The sequence below is a fragment of the Nitrosospira multiformis genome (genome assembly GCF_900111585.1).
GTDB classification, from domain to species: domain Bacteria; phylum Pseudomonadota; class Gammaproteobacteria; order Burkholderiales; family Nitrosomonadaceae; genus Nitrosospira; species Nitrosospira multiformis_B.
In genome coordinates, this window is sequence record NZ_FOHI01000002.1 from 250,328 (window position 1) to 277,164 (window position 26,837).

General features: G+C 54.2%; 22 protein-coding genes. 10 read left to right on the plus strand and 12 right to left on the minus strand.

The annotated features are described in order from the left end of the window. Positions 1-12: 12 nt before the first annotated feature. From BMW46_RS04215 to BMW46_RS15735, 6 genes are all read left to right on the plus strand, one after another. Positions 13-855, plus strand: a complete 843-nt coding sequence (locus tag BMW46_RS04215; RefSeq protein ID WP_074705109.1) for a nucleotidyltransferase family protein — start codon at positions 13-15, stop codon at positions 853-855. 47 nt (positions 856-902) lie between these two features. Then, positions 903-1,979 carry an LPS export ABC transporter permease LptF gene (lptF, locus tag BMW46_RS04220; protein WP_074705112.1) on the plus strand — a complete coding sequence of 359 codons (1,077 nt, stop codon included), beginning with the start codon at positions 903-905 and terminating at the stop codon, positions 1,977-1,979. After that, on the plus strand, positions 1,976-3,040 hold the full coding sequence (gene lptG / locus BMW46_RS04225; protein ID WP_074705114.1) for an LPS export ABC transporter permease LptG: 1,065 nt from the start codon (positions 1,976-1,978) through the stop codon (positions 3,038-3,040). The genes lptF and lptG overlap by 4 nt, the downstream gene beginning before the upstream one ends. A gap of 127 nt (positions 3,041-3,167) precedes the next feature. Beyond that, entirely contained in the window at positions 3,168-4,367 is a 1,200-nt protein-coding gene (locus BMW46_RS04230; protein WP_074705117.1) for a CDP-alcohol phosphatidyltransferase family protein, read from the plus strand. A 50-nt stretch (positions 4,368-4,417) separates the two neighbouring features. Continuing rightward, positions 4,418-5,380 carry a diacylglycerol/lipid kinase family protein gene (locus BMW46_RS15730; protein ID WP_256376945.1) on the plus strand — a complete coding sequence of 321 codons (963 nt, stop codon included), beginning with the start codon at positions 4,418-4,420 and terminating at the stop codon, positions 5,378-5,380. Next, positions 5,377-6,363 carry a hypothetical protein gene (locus BMW46_RS15735; protein ID WP_074705122.1) on the plus strand — a complete coding sequence of 329 codons (987 nt, stop codon included), beginning with the start codon at positions 5,377-5,379 and terminating at the stop codon, positions 6,361-6,363. The genes BMW46_RS15730 and BMW46_RS15735 overlap by 4 nt, the downstream gene beginning before the upstream one ends. On the opposite strand, the gene BMW46_RS04245 is transcribed toward BMW46_RS15735, so the two are convergent. The 6 genes from BMW46_RS04245 to BMW46_RS04270 form a co-directional block, all read right to left on the minus strand. Then, the gene (locus BMW46_RS04245; RefSeq protein ID WP_081355682.1) at positions 6,320-7,504 is read right to left on the minus strand and encodes an acylneuraminate cytidylyltransferase; all 1,185 of its coding nucleotides are present in this window, start codon (positions 7,502-7,504) and stop codon (positions 6,320-6,322) included. The two genes, BMW46_RS15735 and BMW46_RS04245, sit on opposite strands and share 44 nt — an antisense overlap. Before the next feature lie 17 nt (positions 7,505-7,521). Further along, positions 7,522-8,400, minus strand: a complete 879-nt coding sequence (locus BMW46_RS04250; RefSeq protein WP_074705128.1) for an N-acetylneuraminate synthase family protein — start codon at positions 8,398-8,400, stop codon at positions 7,522-7,524. Positions 8,401-8,537: 137 nt separating this feature from the next. Then, positions 8,538-9,950, minus strand: coding sequence for a surface carbohydrate biosynthesis protein (locus BMW46_RS04255; protein ID WP_074705130.1), 1,413 nt, complete (start codon positions 9,948-9,950; stop codon positions 8,538-8,540). 16 nt (positions 9,951-9,966) lie between these two features. Then, the gene (locus BMW46_RS04260) at positions 9,967-11,112 is read right to left on the minus strand and encodes a phospholipase D-like domain-containing protein (RefSeq protein ID WP_074705133.1); all 1,146 of its coding nucleotides are present in this window, start codon (positions 11,110-11,112) and stop codon (positions 9,967-9,969) included. Positions 11,113-11,155: 43 nt separating this feature from the next. Further along, positions 11,156-13,060: a glycosyltransferase family 2 protein gene (locus BMW46_RS04265; RefSeq protein WP_256376946.1), complete on the minus strand. Its 1,905-nt coding sequence runs from the start codon at positions 13,058-13,060 to the stop codon at positions 11,156-11,158. A 96-nt stretch (positions 13,061-13,156) separates the two neighbouring features. Next, complete coding sequence (locus BMW46_RS04270; protein WP_074705136.1) at positions 13,157-14,509, minus strand: hypothetical protein; 1,353 nt, start codon at positions 14,507-14,509, stop codon at positions 13,157-13,159. 312 nt (positions 14,510-14,821) lie between these two features. On the opposite strand from BMW46_RS04270, the gene BMW46_RS04275 reads away from it, so the two are divergent. The 3 genes from BMW46_RS04275 to BMW46_RS04285 all read left to right on the plus strand — a co-directional run bounded on the left by BMW46_RS04275 (position 14,822) and on the right by BMW46_RS04285 (position 18,769). After that, positions 14,822-15,775 (plus strand): Kdo hydroxylase family protein, encoded by a 954-nt coding sequence (locus BMW46_RS04275; RefSeq protein ID WP_074705138.1) that lies wholly within the window; start codon positions 14,822-14,824, stop codon positions 15,773-15,775. Positions 15,776-15,971: 196 nt separating this feature from the next. Next, a complete protein-coding gene (locus tag BMW46_RS04280) occupies positions 15,972-17,276 on the plus strand; it encodes a sugar-transfer associated ATP-grasp domain-containing protein (RefSeq protein ID WP_074705141.1) in 1,305 nt (434 codons plus the stop codon). Between the two features lie 206 nt (positions 17,277-17,482). Then, the gene (locus tag BMW46_RS04285; RefSeq protein WP_256376947.1) at positions 17,483-18,769 is read left to right on the plus strand and encodes an O-antigen ligase family protein; all 1,287 of its coding nucleotides are present in this window, start codon (positions 17,483-17,485) and stop codon (positions 18,767-18,769) included. A gap of 30 nt (positions 18,770-18,799) precedes the next feature. Here BMW46_RS04285 and BMW46_RS04290 read toward each other — a convergent pair whose 3' ends face one another. The 3 genes from BMW46_RS04290 to BMW46_RS04300 form a co-directional block, all read right to left on the minus strand. After that, complete coding sequence (locus tag BMW46_RS04290) at positions 18,800-20,791, minus strand: glycosyltransferase family 39 protein (RefSeq protein WP_074705143.1); 1,992 nt, start codon at positions 20,789-20,791, stop codon at positions 18,800-18,802. A gap of 272 nt (positions 20,792-21,063) precedes the next feature. Then, positions 21,064-21,777 (minus strand): 2,3-bisphosphoglycerate-dependent phosphoglycerate mutase, encoded by a 714-nt coding sequence (locus BMW46_RS04295; RefSeq protein ID WP_074705146.1) that lies wholly within the window; start codon positions 21,775-21,777, stop codon positions 21,064-21,066. A gap of 259 nt (positions 21,778-22,036) precedes the next feature. Continuing rightward, on the minus strand, positions 22,037-22,495 hold the full coding sequence (locus BMW46_RS04300; RefSeq protein ID WP_074705149.1) for an HIT family protein: 459 nt from the start codon (positions 22,493-22,495) through the stop codon (positions 22,037-22,039). A gap of 538 nt (positions 22,496-23,033) precedes the next feature. On the opposite strand from BMW46_RS04300, the gene BMW46_RS04305 reads away from it, so the two are divergent. Next, positions 23,034-24,356 carry a sugar-transfer associated ATP-grasp domain-containing protein gene (locus BMW46_RS04305; protein WP_074705152.1) on the plus strand — a complete coding sequence of 441 codons (1,323 nt, stop codon included), beginning with the start codon at positions 23,034-23,036 and terminating at the stop codon, positions 24,354-24,356. On the opposite strand, the gene BMW46_RS04310 is transcribed toward BMW46_RS04305, so the two are convergent. From BMW46_RS04310 to BMW46_RS04320, 3 genes are all read right to left on the minus strand, one after another. Continuing rightward, on the minus strand, positions 24,353-25,138 hold the full coding sequence (locus BMW46_RS04310) for a phosphocholine cytidylyltransferase family protein (protein WP_074705154.1): 786 nt from the start codon (positions 25,136-25,138) through the stop codon (positions 24,353-24,355). The genes BMW46_RS04305 and BMW46_RS04310 overlap by 4 nt on opposite strands. Positions 25,139-25,268: 130 nt before the next feature. Next, positions 25,269-25,910 (minus strand): HAD family hydrolase, encoded by a 642-nt coding sequence (locus BMW46_RS04315; protein ID WP_074705157.1) that lies wholly within the window; start codon positions 25,908-25,910, stop codon positions 25,269-25,271. After that, a complete protein-coding gene (locus BMW46_RS04320; protein WP_081355668.1) occupies positions 25,907-26,836 on the minus strand; it encodes an NAD-dependent epimerase/dehydratase family protein in 930 nt (309 codons plus the stop codon). Before BMW46_RS04320 ends, BMW46_RS04315 begins: the two co-directional genes overlap by 4 nt. Position 26,837: the final 1 nt, after the last annotated feature.

Here is a 26,837-nt window from a genome sequence, read left to right on the forward strand (position 1 = left end):
TAAAACGATGCAATGAAAAAGAATGATCTGTTCACCGCCGTGGTGCTGGCAGCGGACCGCACGGCTCGAGATCCCATCTCCTTGGAAACGGGAGCGCCCTGCAAGGCATTCGCGCGCGTCGGGGGAATACCGATGATCATCCGCGTACTGGACGCGCTGGAAGCCAGCGGCATGGTGAAGAGCATCATTTTGTGCGGACCACCGAAGTCCTTGCTGCCCGCTTGTCCGGAACTGCAGGAACGTATTCGCAATGGGCGCGTCGTCTGGCTGCCAAATCTCGATTCTCCCAGCCGCAGCGCCCGCAGCGGCTTCTCCCAGGTGAATCAGGAAGCCCCGATATTATTGACCACAGCCGACCACGCGTTGTTGACACCGGCCATCGTGCAATATTTTCTTCGCAGCTCCCAAGCGTCGGGTTGCGATGCTGCTGTCGGGGTCGTCAAATATGAAGATGTGGCAGCTGCATTTCCCGGGGCAAGGCGAACGGTAATAAGGTTAAAGGATGCGAATGTTTGCGGCTGCAACCTATATGCCTTTCTCAATGATCGCGGCCGTGGTCTCGTATCATTCTGGCAACGTGCGGAAGAGCTGCGCAAGCGGCCCGTACGCTTGATCATGGAGACCTTCGGGTTCGCGACCGTCTTCTATTATCTGCTGGGATTATTGACGATAGAAAGGGGATTGAGAGCAGTCAGAAGGAAAACCGGCATCAGGACGCATCCGGTATTCCTGCCCTATCCTCAGGCGGGGGTCGATGTGGACAAGGTTGCAGACCTGGTGCTTGCGGAGTCGGTACTGGCGGGCGAGGCGCCGGCTGCCCGAGGAGAGGCCGGTTTGCGCGGACCCGCTCCCTGAAATGTGAGAGGCTTGAATTCCGATTCCGATCAACGGCGATAGGCAACGTGAAAATAATAGAACGATATATCACGCGGGAACTGCTGATACCGTTTATGGTAGTCGCCGTGATCCTCGCGACATTGTTTGCAAGTTTCAGCACAGCCCGTTTTCTGGCCGGAGCAGTGACAGATTCGCTTGGCCTTGTCCCCGTGCTCAGGCTCGTGCTGCTGAAAACGCTGATCGCACTGGAAGTGCTGATGCCGATTGCCCTGTACGTGGCTGTCATCATGGGGCTGGGCCGCCTGCACCGGGACCAGGAAATAGTCGTTTTGCGTTCCGCCGGGGTCAGTGAGCATCGCATTATCTATGCAGTGCTCATCGTTGCGGTTCCTGTGGGGCTTATCAGTGGTTTCCTTTCCATTTTTGCGCGTCCGTGGGCGTATGAGGAAAGCTATCTGCTCAATGCCCAGGCAGAGGCAGAGTTGAATACGGATCGGTTCCGCGCCGGGCGTTTCTACGGCAGCGAAAAAAAAGGCCGAGTGATTTATGTGCAGTCCAAGGATAGCTCGGGCAAACAGATGAAAGAGGTATTCCATTATCTGAACAAGCATGACAGCAGCGAGATCATTCTTGCCAGGAAGGCTTACCAGCCCGAGCTTGTGTTCGGCCAGCGCCCCCAGATACATCTGCTGGATGGCTCCATTTACCGGCTATCGCACACCGGAAAGGGTGATACCGTCGTCCAGTTTGAAAAGCTGGTTTATTTCACGGACAGCGGAAACGTAATGGATTACAGGCGCAAGGCTGCCCCTACCGCTGCATTGATGCAATCCGATCGCCCACGGGATATTGCCGAGCTTCAGTGGCGGCTATCACGCCCGTTGGCAACGATCCTGCTGGCGCTGATAGCGGTGCCCTTCAGCCGCGCTTCGCCTCGCCAGACAAAGGGGGATAAGACTTATTATCTGGCAGCTCTGGTTTTTGCCATCTACTACATTTTGAGCGGATTGGCCCAGACCTGGGTCGAGCAGGGCACAATCGGCAGGGTGCCGGGGGTATGGTGGCTCTATGCTGTCATGCTGCTGTTTGCAATCTCGTTATTGTTACCCGGTTTCTGGCGGAAGTTGCTTCTGCGCAGATGACGATAATTTACCGCTACCTGGCGCTTCAGGTTTTGATGGGTCTGGGAATCGCTACTGCAGTGCTTCTGCCGCTCTTCGGTTTCCTTGATTTGCTGGATCAGCTCGATGACGTGGGAAAGGGCACGTACAGCGTCAAGGATGCGTTTCTTTATACGGCTCTACTGCTGCCTCGACGGTTTATTCAACTCGCGCCTTTCATCGCATTGATGGGCAATGTAACTGCATTGGGAAGGCTTGCCGTCGGATCGGAACTCACGGCATTACGAGGAGCAGGTATATCTCCGCTGGGCATCAGTCTCGCACCGGTTGCCGTTGGAATAATTCTTTTACTGTTTATTACTGTACTGGATCAGTTCGTGGCGCCGCAATTTCAGCAGAAAGCCATTTCATCTCGCGCAGCCGCGCTTGAGAAGAGCGCGGCGCTTGGCAAGCAATTGGGGATATGGACGCGGGATGAGCGGAATATACTGCGAATCGGAGAAATGCTGCATGCGGGAAGGGCGGCGAACATCGAAATAATGCATTTTGACGATAATGGTTTCCTGTTACGCTATACGTATGCCAAGTATGCTGATATCATAAACGAGGGGTTGTGGGAGTTAAGGGACGTCGTCATAAAGACATTCAACGGCAATGCCATGGAGATCGTAAGCAGAGAATCGGTACCCTGGGAACCCTTCCTGAAGGAGGAGGATATCTCGACATTGACCAAATCGCCGGAAAGTCTCTCACCTACCGAGTTATTTTTACATGTGCATTTTCTGCGCACCACGGGTCAGGAGTCGGATGCTTATGAGCTTGCCTTGTGGCGCAAGGCGGGCGGTGCCCTGACGACCATCGCGATGCTGTTGCTTTCGATTCCCTTTGTTTTTGGATCGGTACGGGCGGGACTCGGCAACAGGCTCGTGGTTGCATCAATGCTCGGAATCAGCGTCTATCTCTTCGACCAGATCATTGCCAATGCCGGCTTGTTACTGCATTTGAATCCCGCGCTGAGCGCACTTCTTCCAGGAGTGGTGCTGATCGCCGTGGCTTATTTCTGGCTACGGCGAATTTTTTAACAAACTCCGGATTTGTTCACGATTTTCTTGACCTGAATGCCTCCCGCATCTCGCGGGAGGACTTGCGAAACCTATCAATTTGACAACTCCAGACGCAGAGATAATCAAGCAGCCGGCGGATTCGTCGATGTCTGTTTATATCCATATCATTGGCGATAGCGAAACCGATATCTGGGGCTTAAGTGGCCGGGAACGTCTGCAGCGCATGTTAAAAGCATTCGCCGGGACGAAGCGGGTCGACAATCCCGCACGGATTCCCGCTCCTGCCTCGGCACTGCTTTTACGCGGAGATTACCTTTTTGACGCTATCGTACTGGGCGCGCTGATCAAGGCAAAAATGGATCTTGTGCTTGTCAGCGAGGAGGGTAAGCCAGTCGCGGTGCGGATTTCCCGCGGGAACGTGCAACAGGCGCTTGGTGAATTTGCGAGCGGAGGAGAAGGGCAAACCCTTTCTTCCTTGCCGCGTTATGAACTGAAAGACCTTGATTTGCCAAGCCTGCGCCAGAACCTCAAGAAAAGAGATGCTCCTTACGTTTTGCCGATCAGCAGGAACAGCCGCTGCAATCTGGAGTCAGAGCTATTCAAGCGGTCTTACAAAGGGGTGACCGATTTTGTGACAAAGTGGCTGTGGCCGGCGCCTGCATTTCAGGCGGTACACTTCTGCATACTTGCGGGTCTGCGCCCCAATCATATTACACTGCTCAGTCTTTTGTTTGCCGTGCTGGCCGGGGTTGCGTTCTGGTACGGTTTCTATGGATCGGGACTGGTGATGGGATGGTTCATGACCTTCCTGGATACCGTCGACGGCAAACTGGCGCGGGTAACCGTTACTTCCAGCCGCTTCGGTGACGTGCTCGACCATGGCCTGGATATCATTCATCCGCCGCTCTGGTACGTTGCCTGGGGCATGGGGTTGCCCGCCGACTATTCCTTATCCTCGCATCTGCCGCTATTATTCGGGCTGATTCTTATCGGTTACATCGGCGGGCGGCTGTGTGAGGGAGCCTTCCAATTCTGGGTCGCGTCATTCGATATTTTCATCTGGCGTCCACTGGATTCCTTCAATCGGCTCATTACTGCCCGCCGCAATCCCAACCTGGTTCTGCTGACATTTGGTTGGCTGGCGGGCAGGCCGGATATCGGCCTTTTGTCCGTCGTGATCTGGCACTTGCTTTCGACCGGTTTTCTCTTAGTGAGAGTGGCGATGGGATGGCTATCGCGCCGGTCGCGTGGACCCTTGCATTCCTGGTTTGAGGAGATCGTTGCGGGGCAGGATGAAGGAAAGCTGGCCGTTCGTATTTTTGCACCTTTAAAATCACGTAGATGACAGAAAGATCATGGGTCGATAGATTGAAGTCCGGAACAGGATCCGTCGGATTGCTTTTCAATCCGCTCAGTGGACGCATCCGTAAGCGGAAGGAGGCGATCCGGCGCGCGGCGGGGGAGATTCCCGGCGCCTGCAGGGAAGTGACGAATGCTCAAGAAATCAGCGCCTCGGTGGATATGTTCGTGAACGCTGGCACGGATCTACTGGTCATTATCGGCGGGGACGGCACGGTACAGGGTGTACTGTCCCATCTGTTCGCCACTCAGCCTTTGGCAAAGTGGCCCCTCCTGACGATAGTGCCGGGCGGTACAACCAACATGACCGCGCTCGATCTCGGCATAAGCGGCAGCCCGGAATCCGTCCTGCGGCAATTGAGCGCCTGCTTTCAAAAAGATTTCTCCTCCGCACTCGTGGAGCGTCATGTTCTTTGCATAGAACAGGCCGGGGCGGAGAAGGTTTATGGGATGTTTTTCGGCGTGGGACTCATCGCCCGCGCTGTGATCTTTTCCCAGAGCAGGATAAAGCGGTTGGGTATTACCGGAGAAATCTACTCTGCCCTTATCACCTTCGGCTATATTGCAGGCTTCCTGCTCGGGCGGCGTCAGGGAGCATGGGCACCGGTCCGGATGACCATTACCGAGAAAACCTTATCCCGGCCCCACGGAACCTACGCATTCCTTTTCGCCAGCACCCTTGATCGCCTGCTGTTTGGCATGAGGCCATACTGGGGGGAGCAGCCGGAGCCGCTGCACGTCACATTCGTCAGGCAGCAGCGGCAGCTTCCCTTGCGCTCCGTGCTTCGGTTGCTGATAGGACGTGGAAACGATCTTAAGGACAAGGATGGTTATCATAGTTGCAATACCGATGAGCTGGAGTTGCTGATCGATGACGATTACATCGTCGACGGCGAATCTTATCGTGCCGCCAGCCAGAGTGGACCCTTACGCATTACGCCGGCTGGCCCGATCGTCTTTCTGACGGCGGAGAGGGCAGCCGCAAATGCAAAATCATGAGTATTCTTCAAGGGGCTGCAACAGCGGGTCCGCCGCTTCCCGAGGGTTTGATTTCGGAGATGACGGCACTGAGTTCAAATACGGTATCAGCGGATTTTTTCGTTTTGCTCGAGGCGTTGAAATTGCGCTTCGGTTCAGCCCTCGACGCTGTGCTTCTTTATGGATCGTGCCTGCGCGCACGTGAGATAGGGGATGGGGTGGTCGATTTTTACGCGGTCGTGAGCAGTTACAGCAGTGCTTATCCGGAGCGCTACCTGCGTTATTTCAACGCATTGCTACCTCCGAATGTCTTTTATCTGGAGGTATCCCAAGCGGAGAAAACGTTTCGTGCCAAATATGCCGTAGTTTCGATGGCGGATTTTGAGCAGGGGACTCGCCGCTGGTTCCATCCTTATCTCTGGGCGCGTTTTGCTCAGCCCTCGAGGTTATTATTTTTCCGCGACGAGGCGGCTCGCAAGCGAATTTCGGAGTCTCTGGCCCATGCGGTCGTCACTTTTCTCGGATCCACCCTGCCCACCCTCGATTGTTCCGGGACCGCCGCGACCAACATCGAAATGATCTGGACCAATGGACTGACCCAGACTTACGCTGCGGAATTGCGACCCGAGAGAACAGGGCGCGCGTGCCAGCTCGCACAGATGAACCTGGAGGTCTATTCACGCCTGACTGCTTTGGCAATACCTGCACTGGCAGGAAAATTGAGGCTCTTGCCGGATGGAAGTTACGAATCTCTGATAGACGATGCAGGACGTCGGAGATCGCTTTGGCATTGGCGGCTGCGACGCTGGCAGGGAAAAGTCCTGTCCGTGCTGCGGCTGTCCAAGGCGGCTTTTACCTTTCATGACAGCATCAGCTATGCCGCCTGGAAAATCGAGCGCCATACCGGCGTTCGCGTCGAAGTGACTCCTATGCTGCGGCGTCATCCCCTGTTGTGGGGTTTTAAAGTTTCATGGCGCCTGTTGCGGCGAGGCGTGATGCGCTGACTTCAGCAAGCACTGCCGTGCGCGCTTTGAGAATGAGATCACAGACTTCCCGCACCGCGTCATTTCCTCCGGCGTGTCCGCAGACATGATGCGCCTGCTGCATGATTTCCGGAACAGCATCCGCGGGACAAAACGCCGCACCGACCCGCCGCATGCATTCCAGGTCGCAGAGATCGTCGCCAATGTATGCGATATGTTGTAATGAAACCGACCAGCGTGTTGCCAGTTGCAGAAGAACCGCGAATTTGTCACGGGCGCCAGGGTAATATTCATCAATCCCGAGTTTTCTCATGCGTGCCTCGACTGAAGGACTGGTTTCGGTGGTGATGACACCGACCCGGATGCCATTCTCCCGCAGCAGTTTCATTCCATGCGCGTCTCGAGTATTGAATTTCTTAAGGGCCTCACCGCCAGGTCCATAATACATCCCCCCGTCGGTCAGCGTGCCATCCACATCGAGCACCAACGCCTTGATTTCAGCTGCGACGGCATTAACCGTCTGGCGTTTCTGCTTGAGCAGGAGCTGTTCTACAACAATCCAGTCAGTTTCATCGTCAATTTCGATTCCGCTCTCCGCCGCCATTTCATGGATGCCGATACGCCCCCCCAACCGGCAACCGCATTCCTCCAGCAGTTTCCTCTGCGTCAGGTAAAAAGCGCCATTTTCCATGAGATAGCCTTCGAAGTCCTGCCGTCTTGGCCGGTGCAGCGGATCATAGTTGACGGGTGTGCCGTGCACGCTCCAGAAAAAGCGCTTTGAAGGTACAGCGGTCAGAAGGGAATCAAGGTTTTCTGTCAGGAACTTATGCCTGGCGGAGCGAAAATCGTCTGCCCGGGTGAGCGGCGAGGTCGCCTGGATAAGACACATGACGTCAAAGGGAACCTGCTGTTGAAATTCGAGCATTGCGCTTTCTGTACTGGCCGTGTCCATGCAGGTTGCCGCCGAGCGTTCCAGAACCGTGACTGACGGAAATTCCTCCAATACCGCTTTCCGGATCTTGGGAGAATCGGTCGCAACATAGATGTCGTCGAAACACTGCGATGCGATTGCCTGTTCCAGGCTCCATGCGAATAATGGCCGTCCTGCGATGTTGCGCACATTCTTTTCGATAATCGATTTCGAGTGCGCGCGCAGAGGCATGAAAGCTACCCAGCGCACTAGTGAAAGTGAATCCCTTGGATGCGTTTGAGCTTATTACGCTGGGCGACTTCGATTTCCACTATCGGTGCATTCTTGAAAGTCAGCGCCTTGGATACTGCGCGAACGTCACGGACCAGCTTCCGCAACCCGTCGGGTTCGAGCGAAGCGGCATGGTCGGTGCCCTTCCAGGTTCGGTCCAGCGTAAAATGCCGCTCGATCCATGAGGCACCCAACGTGAGCGCAGCAATGTCCACCGCAATGCCAAGGTGATGACCTGAAAAGCCAATTTCCTTGATGCGCGCTCCGAATCTCTCCTCCAGGGCCTGCAACTCGAGCAGGCAGACCTGCTCGAAGGGGACGGGGTAGCCGGAAGTGCAAGCGTACAGCACCACCCTGCGGGCGACCCCATGCTTTTCCATCAATTGCACGATTTGTTCCTGCTCGGCAGGGGTGGTCATGCCGAGCGATATATGGATCTCTCCACCATAGTTCCTTGCGAGATATTCCAGCATCGGGAAATGCAGGTTGCATGCGGAAGGGATCTTGATGAATTCCGGGTTGAGGCCGGCAATTTCCTTTGCCGAGGTCAGATCCCAGACGGATGTGGAGTAGCCGATTCCAAACTCCTCGCACCATTTCTGCAGCAGCCGATGCTGGTTCACATCGAATTCCAGAAACTCGCGATGCTCCCCGTAACTGTTGCCATAACTGTGCTGCGGGTTCGGATGGTGGGCATTATATTCTTCGGGGGTGAGCAATTCCCGGTTCGAGCGTTTCTGAAACTTGACGAAATCGCATTTGGCGAAGGTTGCGGCAATTCCTATCATTTCCCTGGCGATTTCGATATCGCCTTTGTGATTACAGCCGATCTCGGCCACTACTGTCGGGGTTTTCATAAGTATTCGACCTGTACACAAATACTACGATGACTGCGATGGGATGGCGAAAATTTAACTGCGATGCGACTCTTCATCCGCTTCAAATCTCCGGGCCCGAAATGCCGGCTTTTCCCTGCTTTCTGAAAAGCATCCTGCTATTGGGTATTCAACCGCCTGATCCAGAACAGATGCTTGGAGTGTTGCTCCACGCGAATAGTGCCGAAGCGATTCAGTAATTTTCCGAAACGGGCGATTTTTTGCTCGATCTCGCTCACTGAAATCTGCGGAAAACGGTGATCGTGGTACGCCAGCCGGTTAGGGCCGGGCCGGTGCATATTCAACTTGGTCGTCATTGCTTTCAGCGTAGCGAGCGCCCATCCCTGAGCGTAAGTTCCGAGAGGCTTTGGCGGGGGCTGGGATTGGCGGTAGCCGCTCTCCTCGAGAATGTCGACGATGCGCTCACAAGCCAATCGTCCATCCTGCGCCGCCAGATAGTATTTTATCAGCGCCTCGCGCTCCCCACCTGCCGCAGCGCCCAATTCCCCGCCAAGAATGCAGCTCAAGGTATCCCTTAATTCCTCGAAATTGAAGCACTGATGGCTTAGCTGGGTGGGTAACCCTTGGAAATCATAGTCATAATACTCGTTGAACGTGGCCAGGTAGGATATTGCCGGTACTCCCAGAACATAAGCTTCCAGTCCAGTAGTGCAACCATTGTGCACCATGGTTTTTGCGGCGAGAAGCCAGGGGATGACGTTTCCTTCGCTTGTTACCGCCACCCGCTCGCATTGCGAGGCAATATCGTGATAAATCTCGTGGTTTTCGCTCGGATGGGGACGGACAACGATGTTGAAATCGGGGAATGCACGTTCGAGCGCCGGGATGAGTTTAGTGAAATCTCTGAGTATCGCCTGCTTGTGATCCCACAGCCCTTCGGCAAACGCACGGCTCATCCCGATTCCCGATTGACCGCGGCGTGCTTTTTCCCCTCGCTTTTTCTCCGGCTGAAACAGGCCGATACTTCCGATAAAAGGATTTACATCGCTGAAATTGGTATTGATAAGAATGAAATTTCCGTGGAGATTTCGCAGTCTTTGCACCTCTGTCTCGAAGTAGGGGCGCATTTCACTTCGAAGTATGTCGCCGCGGGGGTTTCCCGTGATGTGAATCGGCATGTTTGCAGGTAAAGCCGGATATTGTCGAAGCAGGTCGACGTTTTCCTGTCCCCATGCGAATATATGGGACACATTTTTTATCGTTGTTGGCGAAAGCCGGAGGGTGAAATAAGTATCCGCAGGGGGGTGTACGAGAGCCTCTTCCTCCCAGGCAACAATCTCATGACCGAGCTGGCGTACTATTCTGAACATGGTGTTGCTCAGACTGCGCATGCTCTTCGCAAGATACACGCCGCGTGGGATCGACGCCAGTTCGAAATGGGCGTATGCGCGTGAGCCCATGATGACGGGAAAGCCACGCTCAGCCGCAACGCAGGAGAGAAGGATTTTGGCATCCAGCTCGCGTACCTGGCTTTCCACGGGAATGATAAGCGTCGAAACAGAATTTCCCATAGGTTATTTCAAGAGTTCAATCAGAACATTTTAGACTATCTACGGTTTTCGGGTTTGTCTCGTTTTTCAATACTTCCCATCGCCCGGCAAAAGCCCGAAAAAGCCCGGGGTCGCTGGAGATGAGGGCTATCTCATGATTGAGCCAGAACGACGGCTTGGTCCAGTTGAAACTGCCGAAAATGGTGAACACACGGTCGCCATCTTCCACCAGTACAAACTTGAGGTGCATCGGCAGATCCTGCGGGTCCTGGAAACGTGAAAATTGCACATTGGCGGCCGAAAAGCGCTTTTCCACCTTTGCGGTTACGCGCCTCAGCGTTGATTCGGCAAGAACCTGTACTGTAATCCCGCGTTGCGCAAGCGCGATCATGACTTCAACTGCGCGTTCGGTTCTGATGTGGGAGGCGACTACGCGCACCCGTGCGCCTGGGCGCACACTCGCCAGGAACTGCACTACCGGGTGCGGATATATGCGTGGCCAGAAATAAAGGGTCGCGTCCTTTCCGCAAATTGTCTCATTTGCACGGGAAGAGAAGCGGTACAGGAGGCCGGGCGGCATGCTGTGCAAGCACCGGGCATGCGCCGTCAACTGCACGACCAGCGTTGGATCGACGAGTCCGACAAGCACGTTGTGTCCTCTGTCCTGATCCCCCAACTCGCGGAGGATTTCCGGGTTTTCGTCCGGCATGTTTCCTGACGGGTTGAAAGAGCCGACAAAAGCGATGGGTGCAGGATGAGAAAAACAGTAGAGTTTCTCGTGCAACTGTGGTTTCCACGATTTTCCCACCGGCGCCGGAATACCTGGAATACGGATGATGCGCAGTGCTTTTCCGAGACCGTGAGGTTGGGAAAGCAGGGTAATTACTCTGTCGTTGGCATGGGGAACGCGCGGCTTTCCTTCCAGGGTCACGGTCACTTTCACCCCCCGTCTGTGTGCCTGAACAAGTGCTTCCGCCAGACCCATATCGCGGAAATAATAAGTCACCCAATCGATGGCTCCTCCTGGGGGTACGGCAGCGATGTGTGCTGCCAATACATCGCGCAAGTAGCCTGGTGGCTGGTCCGGGCCACCAAAGTGAATCTCGAGCGGAACCCGGATCTCCACCTCGATTATCAAGTCTGAAGAGGGGGGGCTGGGGGCATGTGCAAGCGGCTTGCTCAATTAAGGGAGGGTCCTCAGAGTGAGGATCCTGTATTCGATGCTTTCATGCCAGTCTGCGGTTTTGCAGGTGAGCGGATTCCACCGTGGTTCTGCTGCGCGTCTGTTTCCTGGAAGTGGACGCTATCACGCGGCGGAAGAAATCAACCAGTTCCGGTACATGATGATCGAATGTGAACAGGTGCCGCTGCTGCCAAACCCGTTCACGCGTTGCTCGCAACTGCTTGCAATCGTGCAACTGTGCGGCGAGCTCATCCACGGTGTCAAAGAAAATTCCAATGCCAAGCTGCTTTGTCAGTGTCCGGGTAGCGACGAATGCGCTCTCATTTGCTTTCTGCAGCATCGGCAGGCCGGCTACCGCAAGGGTGCTGAGCCGCGCCGGGTAGTTCAGGTCATCCCAGTTTGCCCGCCTGATTTCCCCTCCATTGCTGCTTTCGAAGAGGTGCAGCCAGCCCGCATCATATTGGGAAAACTCGGCAGTCCAGCGGCTTTGGTCCACGTTCGGGTGTAAATGCAGGTGGTCTGGCGCCAACGCCCAAGTTTTTTCAATCCACTGCAGCCACTGTCCATGGGTTATCTCCCCATAAAAATGCAGATGGATGCCATGACCGGCCAACTCCGCTACATGATGGGGGTGTAGGCCGATAGGTCGCCCCGGGGATACGGTATGAATATCACCTTCGCTGGCGGAACGCAGTGGCGCTCGAGGTTGATCAAACCAGTCACGCTTGGGCAGGTCTCCATCCAACAGATGAGTGGGTTTGTCCAGCGACAAGCCGGGAATGATGGTATCAAACCAATCCCGCATTTCGGGGCTGGAGAAGATCTGCCCATCCGAATACCGGTGCAGGTCAATCAGGTGCGGCCAGGTTCCCTTTTCAAGGCAGATGAAAGGCCCCTCCTTGAAATGCCAGACGAAAGGAATGCCCCGGGTGGCCATCAATACCTCATGTGCAAACGGCACGGCCTGCCAATTGAGCAGCGCATAGATAACATCGGGCTGCACCTGCTTCACTGCTTCGCGCCAGTTGTCGCGCGGCAGGTCCTCCACATGTCCGAAAGGCATCGGCCCCACCGCGTTGTACCAGTACGGGCTTTGCATCCACAGGCCATACAGCTTGTGCCCCTGCTCTTCCAGGGCGAGCACGCGCTCCGCGTTATAAGCCAGTTCCCCGACCAGAAGTATTTTCAATCCACTGGCGGACCGCAAAGTATCCGGTCGTTCGCGCATTTTCCGGTAGTGTTCCGCTTCGTCGATCCAATGGCCCACGGTCGTATGAAAGCGCAGGGGTTCTTTGACGCGATAATAGGAGCGAAACGTATTGATGCCGCCTTCCGGTTCCTGCATGATCTTGTGCCGTTGCATCGGGTGGGAGACCCACTCGCAGGTAAGACTTCCGCTTTCGGCAAAAGTGCCGAGGGGCCGCAGCAGGCTCCAGTAGAGACGTTCAAGATCATCCGACTCCAGTTCTGCGCGTTCCACCCAGCGCACCGGCATTTTCCGATGCATGCACTGCACCAGTTGCAAAGGAAATTCCGGAATCTGTCCAGCGGCCTCGCGGTTGTAATGGTGGCGAACGCCTGAACAAGCCAGCACAGCGCCTTTCTGCGTCTCGAGGCATGTTTTCAGGCTGCGCAGGTGATCGCGGTAATAAACGTCATCGCTTGGCAAGTAAGCGATGAGTGGCGCTTTTGCTTTGGCAATGCCTTCATTCAGGGCGTGACCCAGCCCCCGATTTTCGGGAAAGCGATAATAATGGATGCGCGTGTCGACCAGGTATGCCGATACGACTTCCGCCGTAGAATCCCGTGAGCCATCGTCGATGATGACGGCTTCCCAATCCGTCAGAACCTGCGCCTGCAGACTATCCAGTGCGCGTTCGATGAATCTTGCTTGTTCATAGGTGGGAACCACTACGCTGACTGAGGGAGAAGATGGCTGCGGCATCATGTGTCCTTTTTATCGTTGTGTACCTGAGGCCGCGTTAACTCCTCGCGGATAGCAAATTTAATTATAGAAGCAGAGTCAGTATTTTTTAAGGTTCAGTCACATGAATTCATCTTTTCGCCTGTTCTCGATCTCCGATGCCTGCGCTTGTATTTCAAGCAGCGCCACATAACGCGGCAATACATCTGTCCCGCCCACATGAAGCATTTCGTTGATGAAGCGTTGCCGGTGTTCCTCTATATAGAATGAATCGCAACCATCGGAAAGAAATCCGGCGATTCTCCGGTATACGTCATCCCGGCACTTCAATTCCGTCTCTGGCATGAAATGTGCCAAGGTAGAGCGGCCGGCGTGCAGGTAGTCGGCGGCGAGCACTGGTTTTTTTCCTTTGACCGCTTCAAATACTACTGAGGTGGCAAGATCGATAATGACATGAGCCCAGTTCATCAGATGAATGGAATGGATATGATCGGGTGCCACGCTCACATTGGGGAGGCCTCGCAGCGAGGCGTTTCTGGTGAGGGGCTGTCTCCAGCCGCCACGGGTATGAGGTTTGATCACCAGTTCCACGTTCGGAAAAGCTGCAATCATTCCCACTATTTCCTCGATCTCTTCCCAGAAGGTCGTAAAATTACTCTTTCTCAGGAATATCACGACTTTAAGCCCTTCGGTTTCCGTGGACTCCTCCGTTCCTTTCGGTTCCTTCCGGCAGAGCTCCTTCTGGGGGAGGATCGCAGGCGGGGCAGGAGAAAGCTCCGCCAATTTCATCAGCCACTCATCACAGTAGCGAGGGGAGCCGAGGACGACGATGGATTGATCGTCCAGGAATGGACGAAAACGTTCCGCGCATAACTCGTTGGGCACCACCAGCTTATCGAATACTCTTGCTGCGGAGTAGAGGGAATCCGGCTTGAGACTCCACTCGCGATGTCGTATCAGTTGAGTGGCATGCGGACTGTCCCCGTGCGGCAGCGACACTGTGCCCAGGCCCTTGCTGCGCGCGAGGGAAACAACCACTTCGACCCATTCCACGGAAACAGGTGAATCCCTCGTGATCCAGTCAAACACCACTACGCCTCTGTCAGCTGCGGTGAAACTGCGTTCCAGCAATCTGCAGGCGGTGCTGCTCCAGAGCGGTTGACGCCGGTCCACGCTGTACGTGCGAGCAAGTGCATTGACGAGCGGACTCACTATCGATCGTCGCAAGCGGTTGGCCAGCAGCAGTGTCTGTAGCCGCCACCCAAAAAATTCCAAGGAGGGGAGGAGATCGCGAATATGGGCAACACGCGTGCCCTGCAATGTAGCCAGAAATTCAACACGATAATCATTACGGAATTTCGGCTTGCCTATCAGCACGACATCGCACTGGTGGCCAGACTCCAGCCATTTTGATATTACCGGTGTAATATGGTCTATATCATTGTAATGTCTGAGAAAAACGAGCGCTTTCATATAGGGGTTGAGGGAAAGGTCTGTGCCGGAAGAGCGTTTTTCGCCTTGTCCAGCAACAGGTATAAAGACAGTACAGCTGTTTCAGCTCGTTGATCTATCCCGAACTTCCTTCTGAGATTATTGTTCACAGTTCCTTATGTTCGGTACCGCACAGTTGGTTTTATTTCCGGTCCTTAGATTTATCGGCTTAACCATGATCGAGCAGACTTTTTAGCAGCGTTCAAATTCAATGACCAAAATCATTGCCGCTTTCCCGCTGATGTATTACTTTACTGGTAGACTACTTGTACGTCCAACAGATCAAGGGATACCGTGATAAATAAGGAACAGGATGCGGGATACCAGGAAGGCGATACCGTGCAGATGCTGACGATAGCGCCGGAAACCGACTTGAGGGCGCCCGAATTGCAGCGCGCGGCTATCGACGCGCTGGAAGGGGGTGGGGTCATCTATCTGCCAAAAAGCGGATTTGAGTTGTCTGGCTATGAACGGGAGCTGATCTCTGACACGGCGAATATCCTGTCCCGAACGCCAGACGTCGAGGACGGGCGTCCAACCATCATTTTTGATCCAGAGCGTGGCCGTATCAAGAAATATCATTATGCTCAAGTGCGTGGAAAGATGATGCGGGCCCAGGTCAAGGACTCGGCCCGTCCTCGGATCGAGGCGATGATGTCTCGCTACAGCAAATGGACGGAGAGTGTCATCACTCAATTGTTCCCCACCTACCAGGGGGCCTTGGAGCGGAAACGCGTTACCTATCGGCCTTTTCCCCGCAATAACATCCAATCCCTGCACATTGATTCAAGCTATGGTTATCCCACGCAGGGGCGGAGCATGCTGCGCATATTCTCCAATATCAATCCGGTCGACAGACTGCGTATCTGGCAGCTCGGTGAACCGTTTGAGCCCTTCGTGCGGCGCTTCTTGCCTGCCGTGCACCTGAGCGAACCGAGCTGGATCACCTCTATTCTGGGCCGTCTCGGCATCATCGACGGTCCCAAGACCCCATACGACCGTTATATTGCAACCTTGCGTTCTCTCGGCATGCGCGACAAGGAGTACCAGCGGACAGCACCGCGCAAGGTCATGGAATTTCCCGCAGGCGCGAGCTGGATTGCGATCACCGATCTGGTGTTGCATGGGGCCATATCGGGGCAGCATAGTCTCGATCAGACCTTTTATTTACCAGTGGAGGCGATGAAGGATTCCTCGCGCTCCTCATTGCGTATTCTGGAGAGGTTGGCGGGCGAGGCTTTAGTTTAAGCGTGAGAGGTGCCAGTGAGAGGTGACGCAGGCTCCGATAAAATCATGCGAGCGGTCATCGGGTAAAAGCATCCAGGCGGCCAGTTGGGATGAAACCGGGACAAAGGCGGCGGAACGACCTCGGCGGCTATCCAGTTGAATCAGTCATAAGCTTATCACCCATGCCCCAGACATTCGGCACCCGTACCGGAATACAATGAGTGCCTGGAGTATCGACAGAATTACGCAGGCATTGAGCGGTGCAATGTGGACGTTCTCTTCCCTGCCTGATGACAACTCAGCCGCCACTTTTGTCCATCGATGTTTCCGGCGGGAAAGCTGGCGGGATGCCGGGTTTCGCGAACGCACCCTCATGTATGCGGCTTTGCCGTTTGCGCCATTCGTCACCCTGGTGTTGGCTATCGCCTTCACTGCGCTTAACGGACAGGCTATAAAGAAGCAGACCGGAAAAAGGATAATCCGGCAAGTCCGGGAGCAGTTTGAGATCGCGCTGCGATACGCGATTTTGCCCCCCTGGTATTATATTTTTGAACTCCATGACGACGACAAGCGGCAGCGCGCTTCTGAATACATCAACCGCTTTGAAGTAAAAACCTGCCTCTACCGCGTCCTCCGCGACTACAACGGTGGTCTTCCCATCCCTGCAGAGCGCAGCACCTCCTGCATCAAGGACAAATTATGCTTCCTGTCACGCTGTCGTAGGTTCTCTATTGCCACAGCTCCTGTGTTTTTGATTGTCTCAAAGGGGGAGATCAAATCGATTGATTGGAGGGGTTCCCTGCTCCCGGAAACCGATCTGTTCGTGAAACCGCTGCAGGGCGAGAACGGGAAGAATGCGGTACGGTGGGATTATCTGGGTTCGGGGCAATATCGGCGCAACGATGGTAAACACGCCACCGCCCAAGAGGTGCTGGAGAGCCTGTGCAAGGCATCATGGCGCAGGTCTTTCCTGGTGCAGCCACGGCTTGTTAACCATAGAGAGGTTGCTGATCTTGCAAATGGCACCTTGGCGACGGTACGGGTAATGAGCTGCCGTAATGAACGGGGTGAATTCGAAGCAACCAATGCGGTTTTTCGAATGGCGCAGAATGAGGCCGTGGTTGTCGATAACTTTCACAGAGGCGGAATCGCGGTCAATGTCGATCTTCATACCGGAGAATTGGGAAGCGGCACCTGCGGAGCGTGGGGATCTACAGGAGGAGGATGGTACGAGCGACATTACAAGACAGGCGTGCAGATTCTGCACCGCAAGCTTCCGTATTGGGCCGAGGTGCTCGACCTGGTTCGATACGCCCATGAGAATGCATTTTCGGACCAGGTGGTGATTGGCTGGGATGTTGCCCTGCTCGACAGCGGGCCGTGCATGATTGGAATCAACAAGGCTCCCGATCTGGATATGATCCAGCGGATAGGTCGGTGCCCGCTGGGTAACGAGCGGTTCGGGAAGCTTCTGGCATTCAACCTGGAATGCACTGTCAAGGCTATGGATCAGTCTTTTTAAGCAGATTTGGAGAGTCGAAACCAGAGTTTGATCATGCTGATCAGAGCGGATAGGGATTCGATCCAAGGATTACCGCAATGACACATTTGTAACCTTGTTTAGATTTCCTTGATGGTGCTGGCTGACCAGCACTGATTTCTCAGCCGGTTATTTGCTTATATTCCCGCTCTCCAGCTTGTTTATATTACCTGCATGAGCCCTATTCCATGAGTGAGAAAGCTGTATTTTCTTATAGTCCGGTACACGGCATGCGCACATGGCAAGACATGGCTGCAAAGTTTGTGCTGCTGTTTTTCGGGCTCGCCTTGTGGAGCAAATGGCTGAGCCTGGGTACCGGCATTCTTCTGACCTTCATCTGGATTCTCGATAGCGGCCCTCGAAGGCTCGGCCAGATCATTAGAGAGCCGCTCGTGCTGGGAATACTCCTCCTGTGTGCGGTATTGGCGCTGGGGCTCCTTTGGGCAGATTATCCCGAGGCAGGTCGAATGAAATGGAGGCGATATTTTGGCTTCCTGGTTTTCATCCCGTTTTTATCACTTCTCAATAGAGACCGCTTGCCTTGGGCGATTGCCGGCCTGCTCACGGGTTACATCATTGTCCTGTTGTCAGGGGTTTACCAATGGGCTGTTTCCGGAGTGCAAGGCATTCCACTCCTTAACATGAGCTATCTCGTGTTTTCTTCCCTGCTGGGGATCGGTGTCATTCTTTTACTCTATCTTGCCACGACCATCGGCGAGATAAAATGGAAATGCGCCTTGGGGCTCGGGAGCCTGTTTTTATTGCTGATCCAGTTTGGGCAATATGGACGCGGTCCCTTGCTGGCCACGCTTCTTGCCGTTTTTTTGTTGGTTTTCCTAACTTATAAAACGGAAAAAAAAGCACTCCTGGGAATCATCGCATCGCTGACTATTGTGGTTGCGGTTCTGGTATACGGCAGTAACAGCTTTCAGGCCAGACTTGAGCAGGTACAGGTCGAAGTGAAGTTATCCCAGCAGGGAAAATACGATACCAGCCTGGGGTATCGGCTGGCAATGTGGGATGTCGGCCTGCACGGAATTCTGGAGCATCCGTTCTTTGGCCACGGCACCGGGATGCCGGAAAGCTATTTCGAAAAAACCGTGGCAACATATAAGGGCGGGATTTACAGGGATTTACCCCAGTATGTAGGAGCGTCTCATTATCATAATGACTGGATCGAGATTGGAATGCATACGGGCGCACTGGGAATTCTGGCTTACGGCTTTTTCCTGTGGAGCTGGTTTCAAACACTCAGATCGCACCGTCTTCCAGTTCTGGGGGCGGCTTTGGTGTTCTTCATCTTCCTATCCGGCTTGACGGATACTTTTGCCCTTTACAGCAAAATTCCTACCTTTCTCGTGGTCATCACCGCCATAGCCATAGCCTGGCAGAAGGAAAGAGAAGGAAGGAAATTGGCAGAAAAATCAGGAAGCTTCATTCAGAAACTCTCTGCCCAACCAGGCTCCCGGACTTGAGCGGTTAGGGGATATATGACATAGCGCCGGCTATGTATGCTTTTCCTCTGCGCACTTGGGCGAGATTTGCCGATATTGCTTGCCGAGGTAGCCATGTGCAACGCGATAGTATACCCCCCGCAACGATTTACCGTTCTCCGTGATGGCCAGTTGCCGAACCGGATCAGGGTCGGCAAGCATCTTCCCGATCTCGATGCTGCCTCGGACGCATTCGAGATTGTCCTGCCACATGCCGACGAGAATGACGGGTCGGGTTGTAGGGGATTCCGACGGATACCAGAGATCGTACATGGCGCCGCTGTCGCCGAATATGTTGCGCGAGCGTATTTCCATGGGTTTGCCCCGGTTATAGAAAGTGACGATACTTGCCACGGACCACTTGCTCATGCCCACGACGATGGGCTCCTGGCCGGTCTGCCGGCGCGTATCCTCTACAATTTGCTCAATGCCCATCGTTGCCTGGCGCCAGAAATAATGCTCGGGGAAACCTTTATATATGCCCTGGTAGGGAATGCCGGGGAAGCCGAGAACGAGGTAATGCAGCGCAAACGCATAACAAACCAGGCATGCCAGAATAGTGGGCTTCCAGGCTGCCATTACCCGATCCGAAATCGTCGGGTTACCGGAGAAATTTCGCATTTTCCCCATCATCGAAGCCATGGCAGGCAGTGCCATAAGCCACAGGGGACCGGTCCAATGGAACCGCTGGGTATCGAAAATGCTGAGAATCAGGAAAATAGCCAGTGGCACGCCGGTGAATACCATAATGAACAGGCGTCGCTTGCAAATGGAGGAGCCATTATTCTGCTTGGTACCCGGCAGCAATACTATCGCAGCAGCAAGCAAACCGGTCGGCGTAAGCAGTACGGCAAAATGAAGAATCAATTCGAATAGTCCGAACTCGTTATCTCCTATGCCCCTGGCGCGGCCGGACTGGAACAATATCGACATCCAGCCATGCTCCATGTTCCAGATGATTACTGGGGAGAACAAGAGCAGCGCAAGCAGTACGGCGAGGTATGGATAAGGATGGCGCAACCAGCGGCGTGCAGGCGGCTCGATAATCACAAAAACCAATGCGGCAATACCCACCAAACCCAGCGTATACTTGGAGAGAATGCCCAGACCGAAGGCAATGCCTACCCCGAGCCAAGCCCGCTCCCGATTGGCGATCAGGGCCTGCTCGAGATAGTACAGGGTTGCCGCCCACGCGGCCACGAGCGGCGCGTCTGTCGTCATCAATGCGCCAGTGGCAAAGAAAAAGGGAAGAATCGCGAGCAGCAGCACAGCGCGAATCCCCGTTGCGCTATCGTATAGATTGCGCGTGAGCGCAAATAAATAACCCATCGTTATCAAGCCGCACAGGAATGCACCGATCCGGACGCCAAACTCGCTGTTTCCAAAAATGGACGTACCAAGCCATATCAGCCAGGCAACCATGGGTGGATGATCGTAGAAACTCAGATCCATGTGCTGAGCGTAATTCCAGTAATATGCTTCATCGGGAATCAGTTGTGCCACGCCAATGTAGATGAGGCGCAACAGGATGACAAATGCGATGATCCCGAACGAGGCGGTCCGCCAATCTGCGTCAGGCGAGGGTATGGCGTTCCCAGTGGGAACCACGTAGAAAACAGATCCCAGATACAGTATTACGGCTGTTGCCGCGATTGCGGGGAGTATGGCCGCAGCCGGCGGTATATGCCAAGCCTGGATCAGCACCGCTAATATGCCGCCGCGCACGGAAAGCGCCAGCACACAGATAATCAGGAAGCGGCCGAATTCAGTCCATCTGGAATAACCCGCGAGGTCGTATAAAAGCCGCGGTCTCGAAATAAACCAGTAGTGCAGGATGGCAGCCGCGAGGAAGCCCGCGATATGCGACAGGGCGAGGCTCGCTCCATAGCTCATCAGTGACTCGAACAGCAGCCCGTCGAGGAGCGCGGCTAATAACCCTGGGACTGCAAAACGACTGTGATCCGGAAATAGGGGGCGTCGCGCAACTCCAGCCAGCTCAAGCATTTTTTCCTGCTCCTGTGGAAACCATATCAAGTTGTCTTTGTTCTGTTTTTCTCGCTTGTGCCGATTTTATCTATTCTGCTCTCAGATAAGATGAAAGATAACTCTGGAATTCATTTTCGTCCCCCTCATCTTGTAGCACAAGTTCGTTACACGGTGGTTACCCACAAGCCCGGGATTGCCGGCAGGTATTTTCGCAGACGGAGGAGTCTTGCAGACTCTGATACAGCTACCATTCCGGCATCGGAATACTGGCTGCGTCTCCTGTTCAACGTTCAACCTGTATGACCGGTCAACCCGGTGTCTGCGTAGTAATGCCGGATGGGATGCAGGTTATCGTCAAGCTCATAGATCAGTGGGCGGCCAGTGGCAACTGACAACTTTATGAGCTGAATAATGGACAGGCCATCCAACTGCATCATCAGCGCTCGCAGGATATGCTTGTGGGCGACAATGAGCACTCGCTTGCCGCGCTGGATTTCCGGGGCGATTGTTTGCTGCCAGTAAGGCAGCATTCGCGCGAAGGCTTGCCGCATGCTCTCACCAAGCGGCAGTTCCCCAGGATCGATGGTTGCATAGCACGGTTGGTTTCCGGGAAAACGGATATCGGCGGGATCAAGTGGGGGTGGCGGAGCATCAAAACGGCATTGCGAACTGAGAATAGGGCAAAAGCCGTATTTCCTGATTGCCTTCCAGCGATTGATTCCTTCCAGAGCCCCATAGTGACGTTCATTCAAGCGCCAGTTCCGTTGCACCACCGGTTCATCCTGCCCCATGACCGATAGCACGATGCGGAGCGTGTCGTTCGCACGGCTGAGCTCGGAGGTGAAGCAGATATCGAACTTGTGTCCTGCCTTTTTCAAGAGATTGCCCGCCTGCTCTGCCTCCCGCTCGCCCCGGGGCGTCAAAGGGGCATCGCCCCACCCGGTAAAGCATCCGTCGCGGTTCGAGACGCTTTCTCCATGTCGCAGCAGAACGAGTTGTGTCATATGTGGTTTGCTTCTCGATTAGGGAATGGATTCGACACGGGCATGCTCCGCGGAGGGCATCTCTTTTGCATGAATGTGTCATTTGATTTGAAATTTCGATGATATGTACAACATAGACAAAATACCGGGAAAAAACTACCCCAGTTCACGACGAGGGTGGGTGCCAATAACCCGGGTCGGAACGGACATCTGATCGGCAGCGGAGGAATGCGGCGATAGCCGAATTCCCCAAGCTTTCGAGGCGCACATTATCAAGGTATCAAGGCCAACAGGAGATGAGATGCTCTCTTATCAGCCGATTGGTGTCGGCATCCGTCTTTGTAGCCTTGTTGAAGTCGGGCGGACCCGGCCAACCGGAATCGATGAATTTCACGCCGTTGAAATAGCGGCCTTCCACATATCGCGGAATGACATGAAAATGCACATCCGGGTCGACCATCATCAGCATGAGATAGTTGAGCTTGTCGTAGTTGAATGCTTTAGCCAAAGCTGATTCCAGCTGACCCGTTACTTTGTGAAGCTCAATAAAGCTTTCCTGACCAAGCTGGGAGAAGGAGCGGGCTGGTTCATGCGCAGCAAGAACGAGAGAACCCAGTGTCAACTGGATTGGACGCAGCATGACGATCCAGTGCTGAAATTGATGAATGATTGTCTCCGGCGCGCCGAATTTCCGCATCGTGGGATTCAGGATTGCGGTACCGGAGGGAGTGGGAGTCATTTAGCACCTTCTGAACGGGTAGTTTTGCTGACGAGGTTTGAATATGTGGATTATGCGGATCGCCCAATGGAGGCAGCATCAAAGGTTTTCCAGAATAGCATGAAGCCATGAATAAGTCCCTGCAGCCGCGGGTATGACTTTACGGGATGAGCGGCATGAACTGTAACGGGGGATGCGGCTGCTGACAGCAAAGTGGTATTTCAAGGGGAGAGCAGACCTATACTCGCTTGCCGCGTTTTTCCCTATGCGTCCATCTGTTCATACTCTGGCAATTGGGGCTCGTGATCAGGGATGATCGCGGAAAAACAATCCCGGTTATGTGCGCTGGTACACATACACTTTTGCTCCCGAGTGAAAGAATTTCGCTGACCCGAAAAACGCTGTCGACAATCGGTTTGACGCTTGACTGCCATTCAGCCCGCTTTCAAGAATCTGCCCATGCGCAGGCTCGCCCTGGTTCTTCAGAGTGCATGACAAAAACTAGAAATACATTATTATTCCCATTTTTTGCCATTTCGTTGAAGGAAGTCGAAGAACCATGAAGATTGTGAATGATCTGGGTATCGACAGGATCACGCGGGACTTGAGCGGTGCCATGTGGATCTTTGCCCGTTTGCGTGAAGACGACAGCTCCACGGCGACTTTTATCCACCGCTGCTTCCAGCGCGAGATCTGGCGCGAGATCAGGTTACGCGACAGGATCGCGATGTGCGCAGTTTTGCCAGCCGTGCCGCTCGTCATCATGGCGGTGACCGCTGTCTTCACCGCGCTCAACGGGTTTGCCATAAAGAGACGCACAGGAAAAGGAATCATCCGGCAGATTCGTGAGCAGATCGAGCTTGCGCTTCGCTGTGCGATCCTGTCTCCCTGGTACTACATCTTCGAGTTGCATGACGATGATAAGAAGCGGCACGCCGGAGAGTATCTGAATCGCCTCGAAACGAAGGCCGGACTTTATCGCTTCCTGCGCGATTACAATGGGGGTCTTCCTGTTCCTGCTGAACGAAGCACACCCTGCATTTCCGACAAATCGCGCTTCATGGCTCGTTGCCGCGAACATGGAATCATGACAGCCCCTGTCTTCTTCAAGATCATGGGAGAGAAGGTCACAGCAGTGGATTGGAATGGCTCCGGACTGCCGGAGACCGATCTCTTTGTGAAGCCATCGCATGGCCGGGGCGGTAGAAATGCGACTCGCTGGATTTACCTGGGTTCAGGGCAGTACCGGCGCAACGATGGCGAGATTCTGACCGGAAATCAGTTGCTGGAGCGCTTGCGACTGGAGTCGCGGCAAAAAGCTTTCCTGATTCAGCCTCGGCTTCTGAATCATGAGGATATCGCAGACCTTGCCAATGGTACGCTGGCGACAGTGCGGGTAATGAGCTGCCGTAACGAACGGGGCGAATTTGAAGTAACCAATGCAGTTTTTCGGATGGCCCGGAAAAAATCTGTGGTAGTGGACAATTTTCACGCTGGAGGAATTGCAGCCAACGTCGATATTCGCACCGGTGAATTGGGAAGAGGAACCGGTGGCGCGTGGGGCGCGACTGCTGATGGATGGTACGAGCGCCATTGCGAGACGGGGGTGCAGATCTTGCACCGGAGGCTTCCATGCTGGCCTGCACTGGTCGATCTTGTGCAATATGCTCATGCCAGCGCCTTTTCCGATCAGGTGGTAATCGGATGGGATGTTGCCCTGCTCAACAGCGGACCGTGCATAATGGAGGCCAACAAGGCCCCTGACCTGGATATCATTCAGAGAGTGGGAGGCGGTCCGGTTGGCGAGCAGCGGCTGGGAAAACTTCTGGCATTTAATCTCAGACAAACTGTCGAGACTAAATACAACAGGCCTGCCGCCTAGCGCTGCATGGTTACGCTTCTACTCAGCTTCTTCTCGCTGAAGAGTTCCTCTGCCTTTATCAGATCGGCGGGAAAATCAATTTCACACCAGGAGCTTTCCGGTACAAAACACGCTTTTACCAGTTGTCTGCTGGCGAGGTTCTCTATTATGGAGAGGTACCAGGCTTTGAGTCCACTCTGATGTCGCAGCGCTTCCTCTAGGGTATCGCGAAAAAGCAGCGGCCCACGTTCCCTGAAAAGAACAAGGCCGACAGATTCGGCATTGATCTGATCTGTCGGGAGAGTCTTGCTGACATGTCTGACCCATCCGTTTTCATCCAGTTGGACTTTCATGTCATCCGCATCATAGACAGGCTTTTGATCTACACCGAGCGTAACAGGCGCTGGATCAGAGTCCAGCACTCTCGCCAGTAAAACTTCCTCAAACAGCGTATCCCCATTCAGAAGCAGAAAGTCGCGGTCCATGGCCGCGCGTGCGATCCAGCAACTTACCAGGTTATCCGTAATACTGAAAAAAGGGTTGAAAACGGTCTCGATCCTTCCATCGTTTCCATAACGCTGTTGCAGCAAAGTTTCAATCAGACAGGATTGGAAACCGGTGACCACTGTCACCTGATTGATCCCCGTTGAAAACAGGGCATCTATCTGCCATTCGATGATCGGTTTGCCTGAAATCGGCAACAGGCATTTGGGAATACTGGTTGTCAGCGGACCCAGCCGGTGTCCCTGGCCGGCGCTCAGAATAATCGCCTTGACAGGAGGTTTTTCTTCGCTACCCGCCATATTGCAATCAGCTCCCGAAATGGAACAAGCCCTTGAAGGTTATATCTTTAAAGCATTCCCGGTTTTGTATCTGGCCGCTTGACGTGGAGTGAGTAGAGCATGCGGCTGGGCGCTGTTCATGAGGCTGTATTCAAAGGAGTAATGGACTCAGGTCGGGTAGTACATCTACATGAGCTGGAAAAGGATTTTGATCGCCAGGGCGTACGCGGCCTATAAACGCGACATTGTTGACCATGGCGCTCTGGTAATCGATCAAGGCGTCTCCGATCATCAGCACGCGCTCTGGCAGGAGGCGATGGGTAGTCAGGATATCCGCGATCAGTTTCTGCTTGGGAGTGGGTGAACCGCGCACAGCAGTAAAATAGGACCCCAGACCGCGGCGAACAACGATCGTGTTCAATTCGGTTTCCGGCGTACCGGATGCAACAAACAAGGGAATTCGTCCGGCTTCACGCTGAATCAGTTCCGCTGCGCCAGGGACCGGCGCGCTGGCAATCACAGCTTCGACCACCAGTTCGGAGAAGCGCTGATCGAGTTGCCGCTCCTCCTCCGCGGTGAGCGGAGGTTTTTCCAGCAGCGTTTCCTGAAAGTAACGGAATTTCTGATAGCGCGACATGCCGCCGTTCAGGACATGATATTTCGCGACCTCGACCATTACCTCCTCGCCATATTCCTGGTAGAGATTGGCAAAGGCCTGTGTCTTGATTTCTCCTGATTCGACCACGACCCCGTCGAAATCGAAGATGATCGCTCGCCATGCAGCAGTCTTCATGCCTTGTTATCCGATGCCAGCGGTATGATTTCCTCATTTTCACCCGAATGATGCATGCTCTGATGAATATCCTGAAGGCAATCCAGCAGTCCCTGGCCCAGATCGACATGCTCGTTCAGCACCAGCTTGCGGCCGATACGCGGCTGATAAGCATAAGGCGTTACTTCGTAATGATGTCCCGCACGGGCTTCATCAAAACGCAGATCGACTTTCCAGGGCATGATTTCTGAAATCATTGTCATCACATCCTTGATATGCAGCCGCTCCTGCCCTGTCAGGATCAGGTGGCGATTCGCAAACTCCGGCCCCAGCACCTGTACGCTCATGCGTGCCGCATCTTCCACATGAATATATTCCCGAATTGCTTCTCCACTGCCGTGATAAGTAATCGAGTGCTGTTCCAGCGCCTCGTACAGCATGCGGTAGATGCCGTTTCTCGCGTCGGCGCGTCGGCCATAGAGCGAGCCATAGCGCAAAATACTATACTCCAGGCCATAACGTTCGTGGTAGGTTTCGATGAAACGTTCCGCTGCCTGCTTGCTAGCCCGGTAAAAGGAACCGGATTCGGAATAGACGTAAATCGTGCTCGCGAAAACGAAGCGCCGGGCGCCGGCAAGACGCGCCGCTTCCAGCGTATGCATGTTACCCAGCACATTGATAGTCGCGGTAGCGATGGGTTTTTCCTGTGCTTCGTCAATATCTGCAATGGCGGCAAAATTATAAACTACGTCGGCACCGTGAGCCGCTTCCTTCACCTGCTCAAGATCCATGATGTCGCCAATGATCATCTCCTGATCCGCGCGCTGGTAGCGCGATGGAGAACGGTCGAACAGGCGCACCCGATAGCCCGAGTCAGAGAGAGCGTCGGCGACATGACTGCCCAGAAAACCACTGGCGCCATAGACAATGGCAATCTCGCTAGACATC

Bases quoted from the DNA above. Each gene is read 5' to 3' on its own strand.
- BMW46_RS04270 (WP_074705136.1), bottom strand. From the start codon at position 14,509: ATGAAAGCGCTCGTTTTTCTCAGACATTACAATGATATAGACCATATT.
- BMW46_RS04250 (WP_074705128.1), bottom strand. From the start codon at position 8,400: ATGAAAACCCCGACAGTAGTGGCCGAGATCGGCTGTAATCACAAAGGC.
- BMW46_RS04310 (WP_074705154.1), bottom strand. From the start codon at position 25,138: ATGGCGGGTAGCGAAGAAAAACCTCCTGTCAAGGCGATTATTCTGAGC.
- BMW46_RS04305 (WP_074705152.1), top strand. From the start codon at position 23,034: ATGAAGATTGTGAATGATCTGGGTATCGACAGGATCACGCGGGACTTG.
- BMW46_RS04265 (WP_256376946.1), bottom strand. From the start codon at position 13,060: ATGATGCCGCAGCCATCTTCTCCCTCAGTCAGCGTAGTGGTTCCCACC.
- BMW46_RS04230 (WP_074705117.1), top strand. From the start codon at position 3,168: ATGTCTGTTTATATCCATATCATTGGCGATAGCGAAACCGATATCTGG.
- BMW46_RS04215 (WP_074705109.1), top strand. From the start codon at position 13: ATGAAAAAGAATGATCTGTTCACCGCCGTGGTGCTGGCAGCGGACCGC.
- BMW46_RS04285 (WP_256376947.1), top strand. From the start codon at position 17,483: ATGAGTGAGAAAGCTGTATTTTCTTATAGTCCGGTACACGGCATGCGC.
- BMW46_RS04290 (WP_074705143.1), bottom strand. From the start codon at position 20,791: ATGCTTGAGCTGGCTGGAGTTGCGCGACGCCCCCTATTTCCGGATCAC.
- BMW46_RS04315 (WP_074705157.1), bottom strand. From the start codon at position 25,910: ATGAAGACTGCTGCATGGCGAGCGATCATCTTCGATTTCGACGGGGTC.
- BMW46_RS04255 (WP_074705130.1), bottom strand. From the start codon at position 9,950: ATGGGAAATTCTGTTTCGACGCTTATCATTCCCGTGGAAAGCCAGGTA.
- BMW46_RS04320 (WP_081355668.1), bottom strand. From the start codon at position 26,836: ATGTCTAGCGAGATTGCCATTGTCTATGGCGCCAGTGGTTTTCTGGGC.
- lptG (WP_074705114.1), top strand. From the start codon at position 1,976: ATGACGATAATTTACCGCTACCTGGCGCTTCAGGTTTTGATGGGTCTG.
- BMW46_RS04295 (WP_074705146.1), bottom strand. From the start codon at position 21,777: ATGACACAACTCGTTCTGCTGCGACATGGAGAAAGCGTCTCGAACCGC.
- BMW46_RS04300 (WP_074705149.1), bottom strand. From the start codon at position 22,495: ATGACTCCCACTCCCTCCGGTACCGCAATCCTGAATCCCACGATGCGG.
- BMW46_RS15735 (WP_074705122.1), top strand. From the start codon at position 5,377: ATGAGTATTCTTCAAGGGGCTGCAACAGCGGGTCCGCCGCTTCCCGAG.
- BMW46_RS04245 (WP_081355682.1), bottom strand. From the start codon at position 7,504: ATGCCTCTGCGCGCGCACTCGAAATCGATTATCGAAAAGAATGTGCGC.
- BMW46_RS04280 (WP_074705141.1), top strand. From the start codon at position 15,972: ATGAGTGCCTGGAGTATCGACAGAATTACGCAGGCATTGAGCGGTGCA.